Here is a 19,190-nt window from a genome sequence, read left to right on the forward strand (position 1 = left end):
CCTTTACTCAGTCGGTCATCGTCGACTACCGGAACAACGTCTGGAAATTCAACCCGACGACCCCGTACCTGGCCGGCGGCGGCCCGCCTGCCACCTTCGAAAACGACCGCGCCGCGGCCCCCGCCGAGATCGGCGGCGACCTGCGGGTCGCCTCGTTCAACGTGCTCAACTACTTCACGACGCTCGGCGCCGCCACGACCACCTGCGTGCCGTTCACGGACCGCACCGGCGACGGCGTGACGGTCGAGAAAGGCTGCGACCAGCGCGGGGCGTGGGATCCGGCGGACCTGCAGCGCCAGCAGGACAAGATCGTCGCCGCGATCAATGCACTCGACGCCGACGTGGTCGGACTGCTCGAGATCGAGAACTCGGCTCGGGTCGACGGGACCCCGGACGAGGCACTCGGCGCCCTCGTCGACGCACTCAACGCGGCAGCCGGTGCCGGTACCTGGGCATTCGTCCCGTCGTCCGCAGAGCTGCCCGCGGTTGCGCTGCAGGACACGATCACGAACGCCCTGATCTACCGGACCGCCACCGTGGAGCGGACCGGCGACGCGCGGGCGCTCGGCACAGCCAGCGCAGCGGGCCAGGCGTTCGAGAATGCCCGCGAACCCATCGGCCAGGTCTTCACGCCGGCCGGCGGTCGCGAGCCGATCCTCGTCGTCGTCAACCACTTCAAGTCGAAAGGCTCGGCGGGCCCATGGCCGGGCGACGTCGATGCGGGCGACGGGCAGGGCGCCTCGAACGAGTCCCGGGTCCGGCAGGCGACCGCACTGCGCGACTGGGTGCCCACGATCCAGGGTGACGTCGAATCGGTCGCGCTCGTCGGCGACTTCAACTCCTACACGCAGGAGGACCCGCTGCGGCTGCTCTACGCCGCGGGGTACACCGACGCTGCATCGCACCTCGCGCCGGGGCAGTATTCGTACTCGTTCAGCGGGCTGTCGGGGTCGCTCGACCACGTGCTGCTGAACGGCCCGGCGCTGGAGCGCACGACCGGCGCGGACATCTGGGAGATCAATGCCGAAGAGTCCCTCGCCCTCGAGTACAGCCGGTACAACTACCACGGCACGCTCTTCTACGCTGCGGACGCGTACCGGTCCTCCGACCACGACCCGGTCGTCGTCGGCCTCGAGGCCGGGCTGGCGACATCCACCACCACCCTGACCGCCTCACCGAGCAGCCAGGTGTTCGGCTCGTCTTCACGCGTGACGCTCACGGCGACCGTGGCCGCCGGCTTGGCCGCCTCGGGCTCGGTCGAGTTCGTCGCCGGTGACACCGTGCTCGGCACTGCCACACTGCAGGACGGAACGGCCACATTCCTCCTGCCGTCCACGACGCCCGCCGGCGCCTATGCGATCGTCGCCCGGTACGCGGGCGATGGAGCGGTGTCGAGCTCGCTGTCATCGCCGGTGAACGTCACAGTCAAGAAGGTCACGACCACGACAAGCCTGGCCGTGACACGAAACGCCCGCGGCCCGCTGTCGCTGGCGACCGTCACGGTCATGACGGACAACGGAGGTCTGCCCTCAGGGAAGATCGAGATTCGCGAGGGAACCACGGTAGTCCAGACGTTCGATGTGGTGACCGGCCTCGTCTCGGCGACCCTGCCGAAGGGCAAGCACACGTATACGGCGACGTTCGTCCCGAACGACCCCGCGAACGTATCGCCGAGCACGAGCGCCGCGGTCAGCACCCGCTGACAGGCCAAAGCAGTGTGCGGGCCCGGAAACGATCCCGGACGCGCACACTCGGGGTCAGCGCCCTGTGTCAGTGACGACGGATCGTCGCTTCACGGGTTTCCGCCGAACCCACAGACGATCGCGGGGACGCATCCAGAGTTTCCGGTGACCGTGACGGATGCAATGCCGTTCGGTGCCGCGTCTCCCCATGCCGGTCGAGGAAGAACTTGACCCAGGTGAAGTTGTTGTCCTCGTCCGACTCGCACCCACGTCTCCGATGGCTGCATGCTTCCACTGCACCGATAGCCGCACAAGGGCCGCCCCGAGGCAACCATAGGCTAACCCTATGGTTGGCATCGTGCATATCCGGGTTGTCCTCTACCTCGGGCGATACCTAGGCTCTCGGACATTGGCAACCCGAATGCTGTAGGAGACCACCGCATGACCACCACTGAGAGTGGCGCCCCGACAGCATGAAAGCCATCGTCTTCCGGGATGCCGGTGAGCCCGTCTCCCTCGAGGAGGTCCAGCTGAACCCCCCGCGGCGAGGTGAGGTCGAGGTCGCCATCGCGGCGGCCGGCGTCTGCCACAGCGACCTGCATGTCCGGCGCGGCGAGTGGGAGCTGCCGGTCCCGCTGGTGATGGGACACGAGGGCAGTGGAATCGTGACAGCTCTCGGTGAGGGGGTCTCTCATCTGCAGGTCGGCGATCATGTCGTCCTCTCCTGGGTAGCCCCCTGCGGCGAGTGCCGCAACTGCCTGCTCGGGCGTGAGGTGCGGTGCGAGGTGGCGGCGGGGATCGTCGCGCTCGGCGGCACCCTCAACGACGGTACGACCCGGCTCAGCATCGGTGACGAGCGCCTGCACCACTATCTCGGCACATCGGCCTTCGCCGAGCGGGCCGTGGTGCCGGCATCCGGAGCTATCAAGGTGCGCGATGACGCACCGCTAGAAGCGATCTCGATCATCGGCTGCGCCATCGCCACCGGTGTCGGTGCAGTGCGTAATACGGCCCAGGTGCCTGCCGGCGCCACGGTGGCGGTCGTCGGCTGCGGGGGCGTCGGGCTCTCGATCGTTCAGGGGGCCCGGCTCGCGGGGGCGGAGCGGATCATCGCCGTCGACGTGCGTGACGACAAGACGGAGCTCGCGGTTCGCCTCGGCGCGACCGACGTGATCGTCATCGAGCCTGGACAGGATGTCGCCGACCGTGTGCGTGAGCTCCTCCCGGAGGGGGTGGACTACGCGTTCGACGCGATCGGCAAGGCGCCGGTCACAGACCAGTGCATTCGGATGCTCGCAATCGGTGGAAGCGCCGTTGTCGTCGGCATTCCCGCCGCCGGAACCAAGGTCTCGTTCGAGCCCCAGACGCTCGTCGACCTGGATCAGCGGATCATCGGCTCCAACTACGGTGGCATCCGCCCCTCGCGGGACATTCCCTGGCTGGTCGACGAGTACATGGCCGGGCGGCTCTTCGTGGATGAGCTGATCAGCGCACGTCGGCCGCTCGCAGACGCCGAAGACAGCCTGGACCGGCTGGCATCCGGAGACGCGCTGCGCCAGCTCCTCATCCCCTCGATGCCGTCTTCCTGACTCGGCTCGCGGCTCGCCGCGTCGGTGGCATGGGGCAGGGTAGAGCGATGACCTCGACTACGCCCGTGCGGGCCCAGGCACTCGACATCCTGCGCACGCTCGTCGGCCGTGACGACGCGGACTTCCACGACGGCCAGTTCGAGGCGATCGAGGCGCTGGTCGACGGCCGCCGCCGGGCCCTCGTGGTGCAGCGCACCGGGTGGGGCAAGTCGGCGGTGTACTTCGTCGCGACGCTGCTGCTGCGCCGGCGTGGCGCCGGGCCCACCGTGCTGGTCTCGCCGCTGCTGGCGCTCATGCGCGACCAGATCGCCGCGGCGCAGCGTGCCGGTGTGCGGGCGGTCGCGATCAACTCGACGAACGCGCACGAGTGGAGCGACGTGCTCGCGCAGCTCGACCGCGACGAGGTCGACGTGCTGCTGGTGTCTCCGGAGCGGCTCAACAACCCGTCGTTCCGCGACCAGCAGCTGCCGCAGCTGGTGCCGAGGATCGGACTGCTCGTCGTCGACGAGGCGCACTGCATCAGCGACTGGGGCCACGACTTCCGCCCCGACTATCGCCGGCTGCGCGACCTCATCGCCCGGATCCCCGCCGGGGTTCCCGTGCTCGCGACGACGGCGACTGCCAACAGCCGGGTCGTGGCGGATGTCGCCGAGCAGCTCGGCGCGCTCGACGAGAGCGGCGCGTCACCCGAGGTCCTCGTCATCCGCGGCCCTCTCGCGCGCACCTCGCTGCGGCTGGGCGTGCTCCGGCTGCCCGACGCACCGAGCCGGCTGGCGTGGCTGATCAGCCACCTCGGCGACCTCCCCGGCTCGGGCATCATCTACACGCTCACCGTCGCGGCCGCGAACGACACCGCCCGGCTCCTCCGCGACCGCGGATACGAGGTGCGCGCGTACACGGGCCAGACCGACCCGGACGAGCGCGAGGAATCCGAGTCCCTCCTGAAGAACAACCGGGTCAAGGCGCTCGTCGCGACCAGCGCCCTGGGCATGGGATTCGACAAGCCCGACCTCGGCTTCGTCATCCATCTCGGCGCGCCCTCGTCGCCGGTGTCGTACTACCAGCAGGTCGGCCGCGCCGGCCGCGCCACCGCCTCCGCCGATGTGCTCCTGCTCCCCGGCGTCGAAGACCGCGACATCTGGCACTACTTCGCCACGGCGTCGATGCCCGACCGTGAGCGCGCCGAGCGCGTGCTCTCGGCCCTGTCCGCCTCGGGTGCCCCGGTGTCGACGCCGGCGCTCGAGGCCATGGTCGACATCCGTCGCACTCCGCTCGAACTGCTGCTCAAGGTGCTCGACGTCGACGGAGCGGTCGGCCGCGTGCAGGGCGGCTGGATCGCGACCGGGCGGCCGTGGACGTACGACGACGAGCGCTACGGCCGGATCGCCGCCGAGCGCATCGCCGAGCAGCAGCACATGATCGAGTACGAAGAGACCGGCGCGTGCCGCATGGAGTTCCTGCAGCGCTCCCTCGACGACGACACCGCGACGCCGTGCGGTCGCTGCGACAACTGCGCGGGCGCCTGGTTCGCGACCGCGATCGGCAAGAACGCGACGGATGCCGCATCCGCCGCCCTCGATCGCGTCGGCGTGCCGATCGAACCGCGCCGCCAGTGGCCGACGGGAGCCGACCGCCTCGGCGTGCCCGTGCGGGGCCGCATCGCCGCCGGCGAGCAGTCGGACGAGGGAAGGGCGCTCGCCCGCCTCACCGACCTCGGGTGGGGCGGAACGCTGCGCGAGCTGTTCGCGGCGAGCGCCGCGGACACCCCAGTGCCACCGAACGTGCTCGCCGCGTGCGTCCGGGTGCTGGCCGACTGGGGGTGGCCCGAGCGTCCGGTCGCCGTGGTCGCGATGCCGTCGCGCTCGAAGCCGCAGTTGGTGAGCACCCTGGCGCGCGGCATCGCCGATGTCGGACGCATGCCGCTGCTCGGTACCCTCGAGCTCGTGGATGGCGGCCCTGTGGGTGGGCCCGGCGGCAACAGCGCCTTCCGGCTCGCCGGAGTCTGGCAGCGGTTCAGTGCGGCGCCTCTCGACGTGCCGGCCGGTCCCGTGCTGCTCATCGACGACCTCGTCGACAGCAGGTGGACGATGACCGTGGCCGCGCGCGAGCTGCGAGCCGCCGGAGCGACCGCGGTGCTGCCCTTCGCCCTCGCGCTCCGCGGCTGAGTCGGGCAGACCGACGCTCAACTCGGGCAAAGAAAAAGCCCCGACCGTTACCACGCGGCCGGGGCGAGACGGATGAGAAATCCGCCTATCACCTGAAGGCTACCACGCGCGGTCCGGCGCTGACTGGGAGCTGCCCCCACGGGAGAACGGTCCGAGCGAGGCGTCCTGGTCTCACAAATGGCGCCCAGCAGCCGGCATCGGCCTCATTTCGCAGACCGGCGATCCAAGGGGGCGTCAGGGCGCGGCATCCGTCTTCGCCTCGATGAGCTGGATGAGGTTGCCGCAGGTGTCGTCGAAGACGGCGACTATCGCCATGCCGATGTCGGTCGGAGGCTGGGTGAACACCACGCCCCGCTCAGTCAGCCGGGCGTGCTCGGCGGCGAGATCGTCGACCGCGAATTGAGCGAGCGGGATGCCATCCGCCACGAGCGCGTCGCGATAGGGCCCCACCGCCGGGTGCTTCGACGGCTCGAGCAGCAGCTCCGCCCCGCCCTCGGGCGAGAGCACGGTGAGCCAGAAGTCCTCGCCGAGCGGGACGTCGTGGTGCTTCGTGAAGCCGAGCACCTCGGTGTAGAAGGCGAGCGCGGCTCGCTGATCGTCGACGAACACGCTCGTGAGTTCGATTCTCATGGTCCGGTCCTCTTTCTCTGGGGCCACCGCTCGGTGATCTCGGCGAGCGGTGCGGGGGTGAAGTAGTGGAACTTGGAGCGACCTCGTCGCTCCGTCACGACCAGGCCCGCTTCCTCGAGCACGCCGAGGTGCTGCGAGATGGCCTGCCGCGTGTGGCCGAGACCGTGCCGGGTCAGCAGCACGGTGCAGATCTCGAAGAGGGTCTGCCCGTCCCGCGCCGACAGCTCGTCGAGGATCAGCCGCCTCGTCTCATCGTCGAGCGCTCGGAAGACATCCACCACGAGTCCATGATAGGCAAGTGATTACTTGCATATCAAGGTGGACGCGGGGATTGCCCAGCGCGCCGACAGCGAGCATGGTGGATCGCATGCCTGACCTCCTCGCGGGTGACGTGATCACCGACGCCCTCCGCGAGCTCGTGCGGCAGTTCGACGAGACCGAGCGGGCGATGCTGGCCCGCGAGCCGGAGGGCGTGCACGAGCACCGCAACGTCGTCCGGCGGCTGCGCAGCACGCTCAAGGTGTTCCGCGACCTGTTCGACCCGTTCGCCGTCGACGAGCTGCGCCTCCAGCTCCGCGAGTGGGGCGCGGCCCTCGGCGTCGTCCGCGACCGCGAGGTGGCCGCCGCCCAGGCCGAGTCGCTGCTCGCCGACCTCCCGTCCGCGCGCGACGACCCCCGGCTGCACGAGCGACTCATCGCGACCGAGCGCGCAGCGGCCACGGCCGCGTACCAGCGCCTCCTCGAGATCCACGACCTCGAACGCCTGCGCGCCACTCGTGCCCGCCTGCACGACTTCGCCGCGAATCCGCCGATGACTCCGGATGCCGCGGCCCCGGCATCCTTCCTCAAAACAACCCTGGCCCGAGAAGGCGAGGACACGCTGCGCACGGCGGAGGACATGACCGGCTCGCTCGAGTCCCAGCACGAGTACCGCAAGAGCGCCCGCGGGCTGCGGTACGCCGTCGAGGCCGCGATGATCGACCCGCCGGGGCTGTTCGGGCGGCGCACCCGCCGCGTCGGCACGGCTGCCCATCGCATCCAGAAGCGCCTCGGCGATCACCGCGATGCCCTGCTTCTCGTGCGGCGCATCGAGCGGGCGCGCGTCCGGGCGGGGCGCGCGCAGGAGCAGACCTCGGGCTACGACGATCTGGCCGCGGCCGCACGCGCCCTCGCCGAGGCCGCGCTCGATGGGGTCGACCGCGCCACGCCGAAGCTTGCCCACGCCGTCGAGGCCATCGCCGCCTAGTTCAACTAGACGCCGTACGGCCCGACCTCCGGCGGGACCCTCCGCCGGCCGGAGTGGATGAGGCGAGGGGAGGACCGACTCGCGGCATCCGACCCTCCCCCCGGCCGATCCCCTCCGCTCACCGGAGGAAGGCCCCGGAACCTCGTGCAAAGTCGAGTCCGCGACCTGCTGAGCCACCTCCCGGTTCCACGCGCGAGCCGGGATATCCTCGCGCGGTGAGCCTGTCCGCGCGAGAACGTGCCGCGCGCCGCCGCATGTTCCGGCGCCGCCGCGCCGGCGTGCTGCTCGTCATCGTCCTGATCGTGCTCGCCGCCGTCGTCGTCCCCCGGATCGCGGGCGCCGCGGCCGCCGCGGAAGTGCGCCACACCCTCGCCGACCTCGTCGCCATCGCCGATGCCGCGACCGCCGTATCGTCCTCGGTCGCGCCGGCCGAGGCATCCGCTGCCCTCGCGTCCGCACGCGACGCGGCCGGCGCCGCACAGCCGACCGATGAGCAGACCGCCGCGGCTGCCGACGCCATGAGCACCGCCGTCGCAGCATTCCAGAAGGCGGCCGTCGCGGGCGCCGAGAACGTGCTCGCGGACTGGTCGGATGCCGAGCAGGGCGTCGAAGCCGCCCTCTACGCGCAGATCAAAAAGCTGCGCAAAGCGCAGCCGGAGAAGCTCGCCGCCGCCCTCGAGGCGGCGTCGACCGCCGCGGACGCGGTGCGTGCGGACGCTCAGGCCTACCGCGACACGATCATCGCCGCTGCGAAAGGCTCGAGCGCGCAACCGACCGGCGGCTCCGCAGCCGCCCAGGTGGACTACCTCCTCGCCCACGCGAACGACTACAACACGGCAGTGTGGGGCGACTACAACCCGGCGGGCGGCGACTGCGTCAACTTCGCGAGCCAGGGGCTGCTCGCGCGGGGCTGGGTGATGGATGCCGCATGGAACTCGGGCGGGCCGTGGAAGGCGTCGAAGGCGTGGCGCTCGACGCCCGACCTCGACGCCTACTTGGCCGCGCAGGGCTTCACCTACGCGACTGCCGACAACCTCGACCGCGTGCGCGTGGGCGACGTCGGCATCTTCAACTGGGGCGACACCGGCCCCGGGCTGGATCACACCATGACCGTCTCGCGGGTCGAGTACTCCCCCGACGGCCCGGTGATCTCGTTCGCGAGCCACAACACCGACGGCCAGTACCGCCCGTTCCCGGCGACGCTGCTCGACAAGTCGTCCGGGTCGACGGTGCGGATCTACTCGATCCCCTGAGCGGCGGCGAACTAAAGCAGGCCGCGCCGGCCGAGCTCGGGCCGCACGCCCTCGGCGAACCAGTACGCCTCCTCGAGATGCGGATACCCCGACATCACGAACTCGGTGAAGCCGTACGAGTGGTACTCCTCGATGAGGTCGGCGACCTCCCGGTAGCTGCCGACGAGCGCCGTGCCCGCGCCGCCGCGCACGAGCCCGACGCCTGCCCAGAGGCCGGGGTGGATCTCGAGGTCGGCGCGGGTCGTGCCACCGCCGCCGCTGAGGGCCGCCTGTCGCTGCTGGCCGACGGATCCCGAGGTGGCGAACGCCGTCCGCTTGCGCGCGATCAGCTCGGGGTCGAGGCCCGCGACGAGCGCGTCGGCGATGGCCCACGCCTGGTCGGACTCCGGCCGTGCGATCGCGTGAAGACGGATGCCGAAGCGCAGCGTGCGCCCGCGCGCGGCAGCGGCCTCCCGCACCCGCTCGATCTTCTCCCCCGCCTGCGCGGGCGGTTCGCCCCAAGTCAGATAGACATCGGCGTGCTCCGCCGCGACCTCGATCGCGGCATCCGATGATCCGCCGAGGTAGATCTCGGGAATGGATGCCGGCGAGTTGACGTAGGCGTCTTCCACATGGAAGAACTCGCCCTGGTGAGTCACGCGCTCGCCCGCCCAGAGCCGTTTCAGGATGCCGACATACTCCGCCGCCCGGCGGTATCGCTGGTCGTGGCCGAGGTGGTCGCCGAACCGCTTCTGCTCGAAGTCCTCGCCGCCCACGACGACGTTGATCCGCAGCCGCCCACCGCTGATGGTCTGGAAGGTGGACGCGATCTGCGCTTGCAGGGTCGGCGAGATCAGGCCGGGGCGCACGGCGATGAGGTATTCGAGGGTGCGGGTGTGCTGGGTCAGCGCCGTGGCGATCGTCCAGCTCTCCTCGTTGCCGCTGCCCACCGGCACGAGCACCGACTGAAAGTCGAGCTGCTCCGCGGCGCGGGCGATCTGCGAAAGATAGGCGATGCTCGGCTCGCGCTGCGCGCTCGCGATCCGCTCGTTGCTGGTCGCGCTGCCCATGCTCAGGTCGGTGCGCGAGTCACCCGTGAGCGGGAGGAACCAATCCAGCACGACCTTGTCGTCCGAGGGGGGCGAGGGGGCAGTCGAGGGCGTCACCTCAACAGGCTAGGGAGCACGCCGAGCACCGCGGAGTCGAACGTCACACTTCGACCCGCGGACGACCTGGATCAGACGCCGGCTTCGATCGCCTTGTGCACCGGCGCCCCGATCGCGGCGCGGTCGGCGACGAGCGGGCACGTGAAGACGTCGCGCTCCCCCATCCCCACGCGGTTGATGTAGCGGACCACGATGGCATACGACGTGAACAGTCCCGTCTCGGTGTACGGCACATCGTGCTCGCGGCAGTACTCCGAGATCATCGCGGCGGCCCGGCGCAGGTGCGGCCGGGGCATCGACGGGAACAGGTGGTGCTCGATCTGGTAATTGAGCCCGCCCATCACCACGTCGAGCAGACGAGGACCGCGGATGTCGCGGCTCATCATGACCTGACGGTGCAGGAAGTCGAGCACGACGCCGCGCGGCACGATCGGCATCCCCTTGTGGTTCGGCGCGAACGACATGCCCATATAGAGGCCGAACAGTCCGAGCTGGATGCCGAGGAAGACGAAGGCGATCCCGGGGGAGAGCACGAGGAACACCAGGACGAGGAATCCGCCGATTCGGAAGCTGAGGAAGCCGATCTCCACCCAGCGCCGATCGAGATGTCCGCGCGAGAACACCCGGCGCACGCCGGAGGCGTGCAGCGACAGGCCCTCCAGCATCAGGACGGGGAAGAAGAACAGCCCCTGATGCGCGCGCAACCAGGCGAACGGCGGCGAGCGGTGCACCGTGACCCGATCCGGGGCCACGGCGATCACCGGCACCTCGATGTCGGGGTCCGCCTCGATCTTGTTCGGGTTGGCGTGATGCCGGGTGTGCTTGTGCTGCCACCAGCCGTAGCTCAGACCCACGAGCAGGTCGGCCAGCACCAGGCTGACCCAGTCGTTCCACCGGCCCGACACGAAGATCTGCCGATGCGCGGCATCGTGGCCCAGGAACGCGATCTGCGTGAGCACGACCGCGAGCGCCGCGGCGGTGAACAGCTGCCACCAGGTGTCGCCGATCAAGACGAAGGCCACCAGGCACGCCACCAGCACCAGCGGCAGCGCGATCAGCTTGGTCCAGTAGTAGCCGTATCTGCGACGCAGCAGTCCGCTGTCGCGGACCCGTCGCGCGAGCTCGGAGAATTCGCTGGCCCCCCGGGGGGCTCCTGCGGTCCGCGCTGTCGTCGTGCGAACGAGGCTCATGATGACTCGTCCCTCGGCGGACGCCCGCTAGCGGCGGGTGGAGCCACCTGCCTTGCCGCGGGCGGGAACCAACCCGATCGCAGTCACTTTCGTGTCCATGAACGGGACGCTACGCCCCCTACCTGGACGGCTCACAGGTTGGAGGGAGCTGCTCAGCCGCGTTCGGCGCGGGCCGGATCAGGCCCCGACGTAGGTGGCCAGGTGCTGCCCGGTCAGGGTGGACCGATCCGCGACCACGTCGGCCGGTGTGCCCTCGAAGACGACCCGCCCGCCGTCGTGTCCAGCACCAGGGCCGAGGTCGATGATCCAGTCGGCGTGCGCCATCACGGCCTGGTGGTGCTCGATGACGATCACGGTCTTGCCGGAGTCCACGAGCCGGTCGAGCAGGCCGAGCAGCTGCTCGACATCGGCGAGGTGCAGGCCGGTGGTCGGCTCGTCGAGGACGTACACCCCGCCCTTCTCGCCCATGTGGGTGGCGAGCTTGAGTCGCTGCCGCTCCCCGCCCGACAGGGTGGTGAGCGGCTGGCCGATAGTGAGGTAGCCGAGCCCGACGTCCGCGAGCCGCTTGAGGATCGTGTGCGCGGCCGGCAGCTTGGCCTCGCCGGCCTTGAAGAACTCCTCCGCCTCGGTCACCGACATCCCGAGCACCTCGCTGATGTCGCGCCCGCCGAGGTGGTATTCCAGCACCGACTGGTCGAATCGCTTGCCCTCGCAGACCTCGCACACCGTCGAGACGCTGGCCATCACGCCCAGGTCGGTGTAGATCACCCCGGCGCCGTTGCAGTTCGGGCAGGCGCCCTCGGAGTTCGCGCTGAACAAGGCAGGCTTGACGCCATTCACCTTCGCGAACTGCTTGCGGATGGGCTCGAGCAGGCCCGTGTAGGTCGCCGGATTGCTGCGCCGCGAGCCGCGGATCGCGCCCTGGTCGATGGTCACCACCCCGTCCTGCGGTGCGACCGAGCCGTGGATGAGCGAGCTCTTGCCCGAGCCGGCGACCCCGGTGATGACGCAGAGCACGCCTCGGGGGATGTCGACATCGACGTTCTGCAGGTTGTGGCTGTCGGCGCCGCGCACCTCGAGCACTCCGGAGGGCGTGCGCACCGCCGCCTTCACCGAAGCGCGGTAGTCGAGGTGCCGACCGGTCAGCGTGCCGCTGGCCCGGAGCTCCGCGACCGTCCCCTCGAACACGACTTCGCCGCCGGCCGATCCGGCGCCCGGACCGAGGTCGACGACGTGGTCGGCGATCGCGATCGCCTCGGGCTTGTGCTCGACGACGAGGACGGTGTTGCCCTTGTCGCGCAGCTGGATCAGCAGCTGGTTCATCCGCTGGATATCGTGCGGGTGCAGGCCGATCGTCGGTTCGTCGAAGACATACGTGATGTCGGTGAGCGAGGATCCCAGGTGCCGGATCATCTTGGTGCGCTGCGCCTCGCCGCCCGAGAGCGTGCCCGAAGGCCGGTCGAGCGAGAGGTAGCCGAGGCCGATGTCGACGAAGGAGTCGAGGGCGTCGCGCAGGTTCGCCAGCAGCGGTGCGACCGAGGGCTCATCCAGTCCCCGCACCCACTCGGCGAGGTCGCTGATCTGCATCGCGCAGGCGTCGGCGATGCTGATGCCCTTGATCTTCGACGCCCGTGCGCCTTCGCTGAGGCGCGTGCCGCCGCATTCCGGACACGCGGTGAAGGCGACGGCCCGCTCCACGAACGCGCGGATGTGCGGCTGCATCGCGTTGACGTCCTTCGACAGCATCGACTTCTGCACCTTCGGGACGAGCCCTTCGTAGGTGATGTTGATGCCGTTGATCTTCACCTTGACCGGCTCCTTGTAGAGCAGGTCGTCGCGCTCGGTCTTGCTGTAGTCGCGGATCGGCTTGTCGGCATCGAAGAAGCCCGACTCGGTGAACATCCGCACCGACCAGCCGTCGGCGGTGTAGCCGGGCACCGTGATGGCGCCGCCGGCGAGCGACTTCGACTCATCGACGATCTGCGTGAGGTCGATGTCCGAAACCGACCCCATCCCCTCGCAACGAGGGCACATGCCGCCGGTCTGGGCGAAGCTGCGCCGGATCGTCCCCTTGCCCTCGATCGTGATCGCCCCGCCGCCCTTCACCGAGGGGACGTTGAACGAGAACGCCTGCGGCGACCCGATGTGCGGCATCCCGAGCCTGCTGAACAGGATCCGCAGCATGGCGTTCGCGTCGGTGACCGTGCCGACCGTCGAGCGGGAGTTCGCGCCCATCCGCTCCTGGTCGACGATGATCGCCGTGGTGAGACCGTCGAGCACATCGACGTCTGGGCGTGCGAGCGACGGCATGAACCCCTGCACGAACGAGCTGTAGGTCTCGTTGATCATCCGCTGCGACTCCGCGGCGATCGTCGAGAACACGAGCGAGCTCTTGCCCGATCCTGACACCCCGGTGAACACCGTCAGGCGCCGCTTGGGCAGCTCGACGCTGATGTCCTTGAGGTTGTTCTCGCGCGCGCCCTGCACCCGGATCAGGTCGTGGCTGTCCGCCGGCGCAGTCTTCGGGTCCGTGGTCATGCTCGTCTCCATCCGCGGCGACACCGCTTCGTTCGCCTGTCCGATTCAACCAGAGGGACGGATGCCGCTGCCCGCCGTCGACGGCGACTCAGGCGATGCGGGTACCGGGGGGAAGCCGACGCGCGGGGGTGCGCGTGCGTGCCCATGCCCACCAGAGGAGTCCCGCGGCGAGCACGAGCTGCAGCGCGAGGCCGACGAACCAACTCGGCACCGTGCTGTCGAGGAGCTCTCGCGGCGCCGGCTGGCTGCTCTGCTGGGTCACGCGATCGCAGTCGTCCCAGACGTACTCGAGGTCGGGCGGGAGCTGAGCCAACCGCATGCCTGTCTTGATCTGGCTGAACAGATCCACCGGGTACCCGGATCGGTCGAAGGTTGCGGGGGTGGCGTCGGCGAGGATCACGAAGGGGTTCGGCGTCAGCATCCACCACACGTAGTCGTAGCGTGGCATCTCGTAGGTGTCGGTCTGCCACGGTCCGCAGGTCTGCGGCTCGACGGGATTGCCCTGGCTGTCGAATTCGATGCTGCGGTACGAGCTGGTCGCTTCGGACCGGACGACGGCGCCGCTCAGGCCGAACGCGATGAGGGTGCCGACACAGAGCGCGGCGACGACCAGATAGGTCGATGCGACGGAGAAGAGCGGGCGGGCGAGGATGCCGCTCAGTGCGACGCCGATCGCCGCGACGATCGCGGTCTCGACGATCAGTACGAGCAGGGAGATCGCCATCGTCGCGATGCCCACCCCACCCGCGATGGTGCTCGCGACGATGAACGGCACTGCTACGGCAAGGAACGCGAGCCCCGTGACCCACGCAGCCAGGAACTTGCCCAAGACGATCTCGCCGGTCGTGGCGAGCGTGACCTGCACGGGAGCGAGCGTCGCGGCATCCCGATCCCCATTGATCGCGTTGCCGCTCAGCGTCGGCGAGACGAGCACGACGAGCAGGAGCACGAAATAGACGACGACCGCGTAGACGCTCCCGCCCCTCGTCTCCTGGGATGAGAAGGCGAGGAACGAGAGCACGGTCACCAGCAGGAGCAGGACGGCGAAGACTCCGAGCAGGACGTACCAGGCGACGCTTCGCACACGCTGCGTGAGCTCCAGCCGCACGATCGTGCCGATCCGATCGAGGTTCATGAGGCCTCCCCCTGCGACCCGTCGGCCGGCGCTTCGTCGGCGGGCTCCGCCGGCGGCGGCGGCGCTGCCCGCGAGTCGAGGTCGAGATAGGCGGTCTCGAGCGAGCCCAGCACCGGCCCGTACTCGATGACCGCAACTCCACCCGTCACCAGCGCGCGCAGCCCGGCAGCGGCTGCGTCTTCGGACTCGAACGCGACGAGGGCCGCGCCACGATCGGCTCGCACGTCCGCGGTGCTGATCCCCAGCGCGCGGACGACCGCGTCGAGGTCGAGCTCGCCCGCCACTCGGATCCGCCAGGCCCGCTGCGTTCCCGCTGCCGCCTGCACCGGGTCGACCGTGCGGCCCGCGACGAGGAATACGGCATCGTCGACGAGCTCCTCGAGCTCGATGAGGATGTGGCTCGAGATGAGGATCGTGCGTCCCTCGCCGGCCAGCTGCCGCAGCAGCTCGCGCAGCTGCACGCGCGCCTGCGGGTCGAGCCCCGACGCCGGCTCGTCGAGCAGCAGCACCTGGGGGTCGTGCACCAGGGCACGCGCGAGCCCGAGCTTCTGCTTCTGCCCGCGCGAGAGCACGCGCGCCGGGACGTCGGCGAGGTCGGCGAAAGTCAGCCGGTGCAGCAGCGCGTTGGCCCGCTGCTCGGCGGCGGCGCGCGGCATCCCGTACAGCCGTCCCGTCACCACGAGCGATTCGCGGGCCGTCAGTGAAGGCCATGCGCCCAGCGCGTCGGGCATCCAGCCGACGAGCCGCCTCGCATCCTGCGGATGCGTCACCGGGTCGACTCCGCCGACGCGCAGCTCGCCGTCGTCGGGCGCCAGCAGCGAGGCGAGCATGAGCAGCAGGGTCGTCTTGCCTGCGCCGTTCGGGCCGACCAGGCCGGTGATCCGGCCGGCTTGGGCCTCGAACCCGACGTCTCGGACGGCGTGGACGTCTCCGAAGGAGCGTCGCACACCTCTGGCGGCGATGCCGGGGGCAGTCATCGCCCCACTCTAGGGATGGTTGGACGGCGAACCGAAGAACGCCATGCCGAGGTCGGGGTGGTCGACGAAGACGCCGTCGACTCCGGAATCCCGGATCACCGCCCACTCCGCCTCCCAATCGCCGAATGCGGCGGATCCGCCACGGCCGCGGAACTGCCCCACCAGGAAGGTGTTCTCGGGTCGGCAGGTCCAGGTGAACACCTGGAGGCCACGGGCGTGCGCGTCGGCGACGAGGCTCGACGGCCCGGCGACGCGGCCCAGCCGGTCGGGGCCGAGGATCATCCGCTTGGCGACGCTGATCCCGTCGACCCGTCCGACCAGGCCATCCAGCCCGGCTGGGCTCGCGGTCTGCGCGTAGGTCGGGGCCTTGGCGCCTTGTGCCGCGACCAGGTCGACCGGCTTCCCGGTGGCGTCGAGCAGGTAGATGTAGGTGCCCCGGATGCCGCGTTCCTGCAGCTGCTGCAGCACCGTCGACTCGAACGACTCGAGGATCAGGGGCAGCTCGCCGTCCGCCCAGCCCGCCGCCCGCAGCTCCGCCTCGATCAGGGCGGCCATGTCCCAGCCGCACCCGGCGAAGTAGGTGGCGTGCTTGATCTCGAGGACGACGCCGATCTCGCGGCCCTGCTCCAGCGAACCCACACGCACGAGGTCGAGCACGTCACGGAGCAGCAGCACCGGCTGGCTGTCGTCGAAGGAGGCGCTCGTCGCCCGCACCTTGGGCAGGCGCTCGCGGCAGCGCAGCGAGGTGAGCTCGGCGGCCGTGAAGTCCTCGGTGAACCATCCGGTCAGCTCTACGCCGTCGACCGTCTTCGTCGTACGGCGGTCGGCGAACTCCGGGCGGGTGCCGACATCGGTCGTGGATCCGATCTCGTTCTCGTGCCGCACCACGAGCACGCCGTCGCGGCTGATGACGATGTCGGGCTCGACGGCATCCACTCCCATCGCCAGGGCGAGGTCGTACGAGGACCGGCTGTGCTCAGGCCGGTAACCCGGCGCACCTCGATGCCCGATGACGAGCGGACGGGTGCGCGGCATCCGTCCAGGCTATCCGCGGCGCGCGCGGCCCGCGCCGAGCCGTCGATCCTCATAGCCGTCTCCCAGAACCGCGCCGAACTCGCCCCTCCTCTATCAGTTATCGTTGATCCACACAGCACATCGCTGTGCACCGACTTTGGAGTGTGAACGGGCATGGCAACGTCAAACCCCGCATTCAACAACCCGGCGTTCCAGGATCCCCGCGCCGTCAAGAGCTACCCGGGCGGCCCGCAGGCTGCGAACCTGGGCGCGACCACCCAGTATGCGACGACGTCGCAGGCTGGTTTGGATGCCGCGACGCAGGCACGGCTCGAGGGCGCGTTCGTCGCACCCTCGGCCAACGCCATCGACACCGGCCGGATGACCGTCGAGGACACGGTCCTGAAGACCCTCGCCCTGTTCGTCGTGCTGCTGGCCACCGCGGCCGTCGGCTGGGTGTGGACGATGTCGCCGGTGACCGTGACCAACCCGGAGCCCACGTTCCTGCCGTGGACGATCGGCGCGCTCGGCGGCTTCGTCTTCGCAATGATCGTGGCCTTCGGCTCGCGCAAGGCGATCCGCCCGGCACTGATCTTCGGGTACGCCGCCTTCGAAGGCCTCTTCGTCGGTGGCATCTCGGCCTACTTCGAGTACCTGTGGCCCGGCATCGTCGTGCAGGCCACCGTCGCGACGCTCGCCGTCGTCGGCGTCACCCTCGCCCTGTTCGCCAGCGGCAAGGTGCGCGCCTCCAAGCGTGCGACCAAGGTCTTCATGATCGCGATGATCGGCTACCTGGTGTTCGGCCTGATCAACGTCGTGATGATGATGTTCGGCGCCTTCAGCGGCCCCGACAGCGCCGGCCCGTTCGGCATCTACAGCCAGCAGGTCTTCGGCATCCCGCTCGGCCTCATCATCGGCGTGCTCGTGGTCATCATGGCGGCGTACTCGCTGGTGCTGGACTTCGACTCGATCCAGCAGGGCGTCCGCAACGGCGCTCCCCGCAAGTACGGCTGGCTCGGCGGCTTCGGCATCATGGTGACCGTCGTCTGGCTGTACATCGAGATCCTGCGCATCCTCGCGATCCTCCGAGGCAGCAACTAGCTGCAGTTCTGCCGGAAGGGCCGTCCCATCTGGGACGGCCCTTCCGTCGTCTCCGGCGCCCCTCTCGTCGCTCCCAGAGCCCCTCCCTCCGCTGAGCGGAGGTGACCCGAGGAGCGGAGGACGGATGCCGCGAGTTGGGTCCTCCCCTCGCCCCATCCCCTCCGTCCAGCGGAGGAGAGGCGTACCGGGGCGGGGAGAGATGCCGCCGATCACCCGCATAGGCCTGGCCGCGGCATCCGTCCGCCCTTAGCGTGGAGGGGTGAGCGCGAAGTCGACCGAGACGTTCCTCGAGGTGAACGGCCATGAGGTGCGGGTGTCGAGCCCCGACAAGGTCGTCTTCCCGCAGGCGGGGGTGACCAAGCTCGACCTCGTGCAGTACTACATCGCCGTCGCGGACGGAGCGCTCCGGGGCGCGGGCGGCCGGCCGATGGTGCTCAAGCGCTTCGTCAAGGGGATCAGCGCCGAGCCCTTCTTCCAGAAGCGGGTGCCCGAGAACCACCCCGACTACATCGACACCGCGACGCTGCACTACGCCCGCGGCACCTCGGCCGAGGAGGCGGTGGTGCGGGACGCCGCAGGCCTCGCCTGGGTCGTGAATCTCGGATGCCTCGACCTCAACCCGCACCCGGTCCGCGCCGAAGATCTCGATCATCCCGACGAGCTGCGCGTCGACCTCGACCCGATGCCGGGGGTGCAGTGGCGGCAGATCGTCGATGTGGCCATGGTCGCGCGCGAGGTACTCGACGACTACGGGCTCGTGGGCTGGCCCAAGACGAGCGGATCCCGCGGCCTGCACATCCTGGTGCGGATCGCTCCGGAGTGGGACTTCACCGCGGTGCGGCTCGCCGCCGAGACCCTCGCCCGCGAGGTCGAGAACCGCGCACCCGGACTCGCGACGGCGCGCTGGTGGAAGGAGGAGCGCGGCGAGAGCGTGTTCGTCGACTTCAACCAGAACGCGAAGGATCGCACCGTGGCATCCGCGTATTCGGTGCGCGCGCTCCCCGACGCGCGCGTGTCGATGCCGCTGGACTGGGACGAGGTAGGCATCCGGCTCCCCGAGGAGTTCACGGTGCCGACGGTGCTCGAGCGGTTCGCCGAGCGCGGCGACGCGCACGCGGGCATCGACGACGCGGTCGGCTCGCTCGCGGGGCTGCTCCGGCTCGCCGACGAGCTGGGCCCGGCCGAGAAGCCCCCGCGCGGCACCTCGGCCGATGGCCGGCGCGCCTCGACGATGCCGCTCATCGAGGTCGCCCGCACCAAGACCAAGTCGGAAGCACTCGAAATGCTCCAGACCTGGATCGCGGCGAACGCCGAGGTGGCCGCGCAGCTGCATCCGGCCGATGTGCTGATCGACGGCATGCGCGGGTCGAGCTCGCTCTGGTATCGCGTGCGGATCAACCTGCAGCACGTGCCCGAGCCGGAGCGCCCGGCCCAAGGCGAACTGCTCGCCGACTACGACCCGTGGGCCGGAAAGACCTGGCCAGGACGGCCCTAGCCGCCGCCTGAAAGTGCCGGGCTGCTGAGG

15 protein-coding genes are annotated in these 19,190 nt (G+C 69.9%); 7 read left to right on the forward strand and 8 right to left on the reverse strand.

Going from position 1 to position 19,190, the window contains the following annotated elements; genetic code table 11:
* The 3 genes from AC1DVT_RS00550 to AC1DVT_RS00560 all read left to right on the forward strand — a co-directional run.
* Positions 1–1,703, forward strand: a 1,703-nt coding sequence (locus AC1DVT_RS00550) for an ExeM/NucH family extracellular endonuclease (protein WP_477385611.1), incomplete at its 5' end; no start/stop codon positions are given.
* 452 nt (positions 1,704–2,155) lie between these two features.
* On the forward strand, positions 2,156–3,271 hold the full coding sequence (locus AC1DVT_RS00555) for a Zn-dependent alcohol dehydrogenase (protein WP_477385613.1): 1,116 nt from the start codon (positions 2,156–2,158) through the stop codon (positions 3,269–3,271).
* Between the two features lie 47 nt (positions 3,272–3,318).
* Positions 3,319–5,436: a RecQ family ATP-dependent DNA helicase gene (locus AC1DVT_RS00560; RefSeq protein WP_477385615.1), complete on the forward strand. Its 2,118-nt coding sequence runs from the start codon at positions 3,319–3,321 to the stop codon at positions 5,434–5,436.
* A 234-nt stretch (positions 5,437–5,670) separates the two neighbouring features.
* On the opposite strand, the gene AC1DVT_RS00565 is transcribed toward AC1DVT_RS00560, so the two are convergent.
* Both AC1DVT_RS00565 and AC1DVT_RS00570 read right to left on the reverse strand, forming a co-directional pair.
* Entirely contained in the window at positions 5,671–6,066 is a 396-nt protein-coding gene (locus tag AC1DVT_RS00565) for a VOC family protein (RefSeq protein WP_477385617.1), read from the reverse strand.
* Complete coding sequence (locus AC1DVT_RS00570) at positions 6,063–6,347, reverse strand: ArsR/SmtB family transcription factor (RefSeq protein WP_457100116.1); 285 nt, start codon at positions 6,345–6,347, stop codon at positions 6,063–6,065. Before AC1DVT_RS00570 ends, AC1DVT_RS00565 begins: the two co-directional genes overlap by 4 nt.
* An 86-nt stretch (positions 6,348–6,433) precedes the next feature.
* On the opposite strand from AC1DVT_RS00570, the gene AC1DVT_RS00575 reads away from it, so the two are divergent.
* Together AC1DVT_RS00575 and AC1DVT_RS00580 are read left to right on the forward strand one after the other, a co-directional pair.
* Entirely contained in the window at positions 6,434–7,312 is an 879-nt protein-coding gene (locus tag AC1DVT_RS00575; protein ID WP_477385619.1) for a CHAD domain-containing protein, read from the forward strand.
* Positions 7,313–7,527: 215 nt separating this feature from the next.
* A complete protein-coding gene (locus AC1DVT_RS00580; protein WP_477385620.1) occupies positions 7,528–8,565 on the forward strand; it encodes an amidase domain-containing protein in 1,038 nt (345 codons plus the stop codon).
* Between the two features lie 11 nt (positions 8,566–8,576).
* Here the strand turns inward: AC1DVT_RS00580 and AC1DVT_RS00585 are convergent, their stop codons facing one another.
* The 6 genes from AC1DVT_RS00585 to AC1DVT_RS00610 form a co-directional block, all read right to left on the reverse strand.
* On the reverse strand, positions 8,577–9,710 hold the full coding sequence (locus tag AC1DVT_RS00585) for an LLM class flavin-dependent oxidoreductase (RefSeq protein ID WP_477385622.1): 1,134 nt from the start codon (positions 9,708–9,710) through the stop codon (positions 8,577–8,579).
* Between the two features lie 71 nt (positions 9,711–9,781).
* Positions 9,782–10,900, reverse strand: coding sequence for a fatty acid desaturase family protein (locus AC1DVT_RS00590; RefSeq protein WP_477385624.1), 1,119 nt, complete (start codon positions 10,898–10,900; stop codon positions 9,782–9,784).
* Positions 10,901–11,077: 177 nt separating this feature from the next.
* Entirely contained in the window at positions 11,078–13,438 is a 2,361-nt protein-coding gene (locus AC1DVT_RS00595; protein WP_477385626.1) for an ATP-binding cassette domain-containing protein, read from the reverse strand.
* An 88-nt stretch (positions 13,439–13,526) separates the two neighbouring features.
* Positions 13,527–14,573: an ABC transporter permease gene (locus tag AC1DVT_RS00600; RefSeq protein WP_477385628.1), complete on the reverse strand. Its 1,047-nt coding sequence runs from the start codon at positions 14,571–14,573 to the stop codon at positions 13,527–13,529.
* Positions 14,570–15,550: an ABC transporter ATP-binding protein gene (locus tag AC1DVT_RS00605; RefSeq protein WP_477385630.1), complete on the reverse strand. Its 981-nt coding sequence runs from the start codon at positions 15,548–15,550 to the stop codon at positions 14,570–14,572. Before AC1DVT_RS00605 ends, AC1DVT_RS00600 begins: the two co-directional genes overlap by 4 nt.
* Positions 15,551–15,559: 9 nt before the next feature.
* Positions 15,560–16,585, reverse strand: a complete 1,026-nt coding sequence (locus AC1DVT_RS00610; RefSeq protein ID WP_477385632.1) for a glycerophosphodiester phosphodiesterase family protein — start codon at positions 16,583–16,585, stop codon at positions 15,560–15,562.
* Between the two features lie 153 nt (positions 16,586–16,738).
* Between AC1DVT_RS00610 and AC1DVT_RS00615 the strand changes: the two genes are divergently transcribed.
* The gene (locus AC1DVT_RS00615) at positions 16,739–17,665 is read left to right on the forward strand and encodes a Bax inhibitor-1/YccA family protein (RefSeq protein WP_457100125.1); all 927 of its coding nucleotides are present in this window, start codon (positions 16,739–16,741) and stop codon (positions 17,663–17,665) included.
* A 259-nt stretch (positions 17,666–17,924) separates the two neighbouring features.
* Positions 17,925–19,160, forward strand: a complete 1,236-nt coding sequence (gene ligD / locus AC1DVT_RS00620) for a non-homologous end-joining DNA ligase (protein ID WP_477385634.1) — start codon at positions 17,925–17,927, stop codon at positions 19,158–19,160.
* Positions 19,161–19,190: the final 30 nt, after the last annotated feature.

It is taken from the genome of Microbacterium sp. P2_F9, assembly GCF_056403635.1.

Coding starts and splice junctions, on each gene's coding strand:
- AC1DVT_RS00600 (WP_477385628.1), bottom strand. CDS start 14,573: ATGAACCTCGATCGGATCGGCACGATCGTGCGGCTGGAGCTCACGCAG.
- AC1DVT_RS00575 (WP_477385619.1), top strand. CDS start 6,434: ATGCCTGACCTCCTCGCGGGTGACGTGATCACCGACGCCCTCCGCGAG.
- AC1DVT_RS00610 (WP_477385632.1), bottom strand. CDS start 16,585: ATGCCGCGCACCCGTCCGCTCGTCATCGGGCATCGAGGTGCGCCGGGT.
- AC1DVT_RS00615 (WP_457100125.1), top strand. CDS start 16,739: ATGGCAACGTCAAACCCCGCATTCAACAACCCGGCGTTCCAGGATCCC.
- AC1DVT_RS00590 (WP_477385624.1), bottom strand. CDS start 10,900: ATGAGCCTCGTTCGCACGACGACAGCGCGGACCGCAGGAGCCCCCCGG.
- AC1DVT_RS00605 (WP_477385630.1), bottom strand. CDS start 15,550: ATGACTGCCCCCGGCATCGCCGCCAGAGGTGTGCGACGCTCCTTCGGA.
- AC1DVT_RS00555 (WP_477385613.1), top strand. CDS start 2,156: ATGAAAGCCATCGTCTTCCGGGATGCCGGTGAGCCCGTCTCCCTCGAG.
- AC1DVT_RS00595 (WP_477385626.1), bottom strand. CDS start 13,438: ATGACCACGGACCCGAAGACTGCGCCGGCGGACAGCCACGACCTGATC.
- AC1DVT_RS00565 (WP_477385617.1), bottom strand. CDS start 6,066: ATGAGAATCGAACTCACGAGCGTGTTCGTCGACGATCAGCGAGCCGCG.
- AC1DVT_RS00560 (WP_477385615.1), top strand. CDS start 3,319: ATGACCTCGACTACGCCCGTGCGGGCCCAGGCACTCGACATCCTGCGC.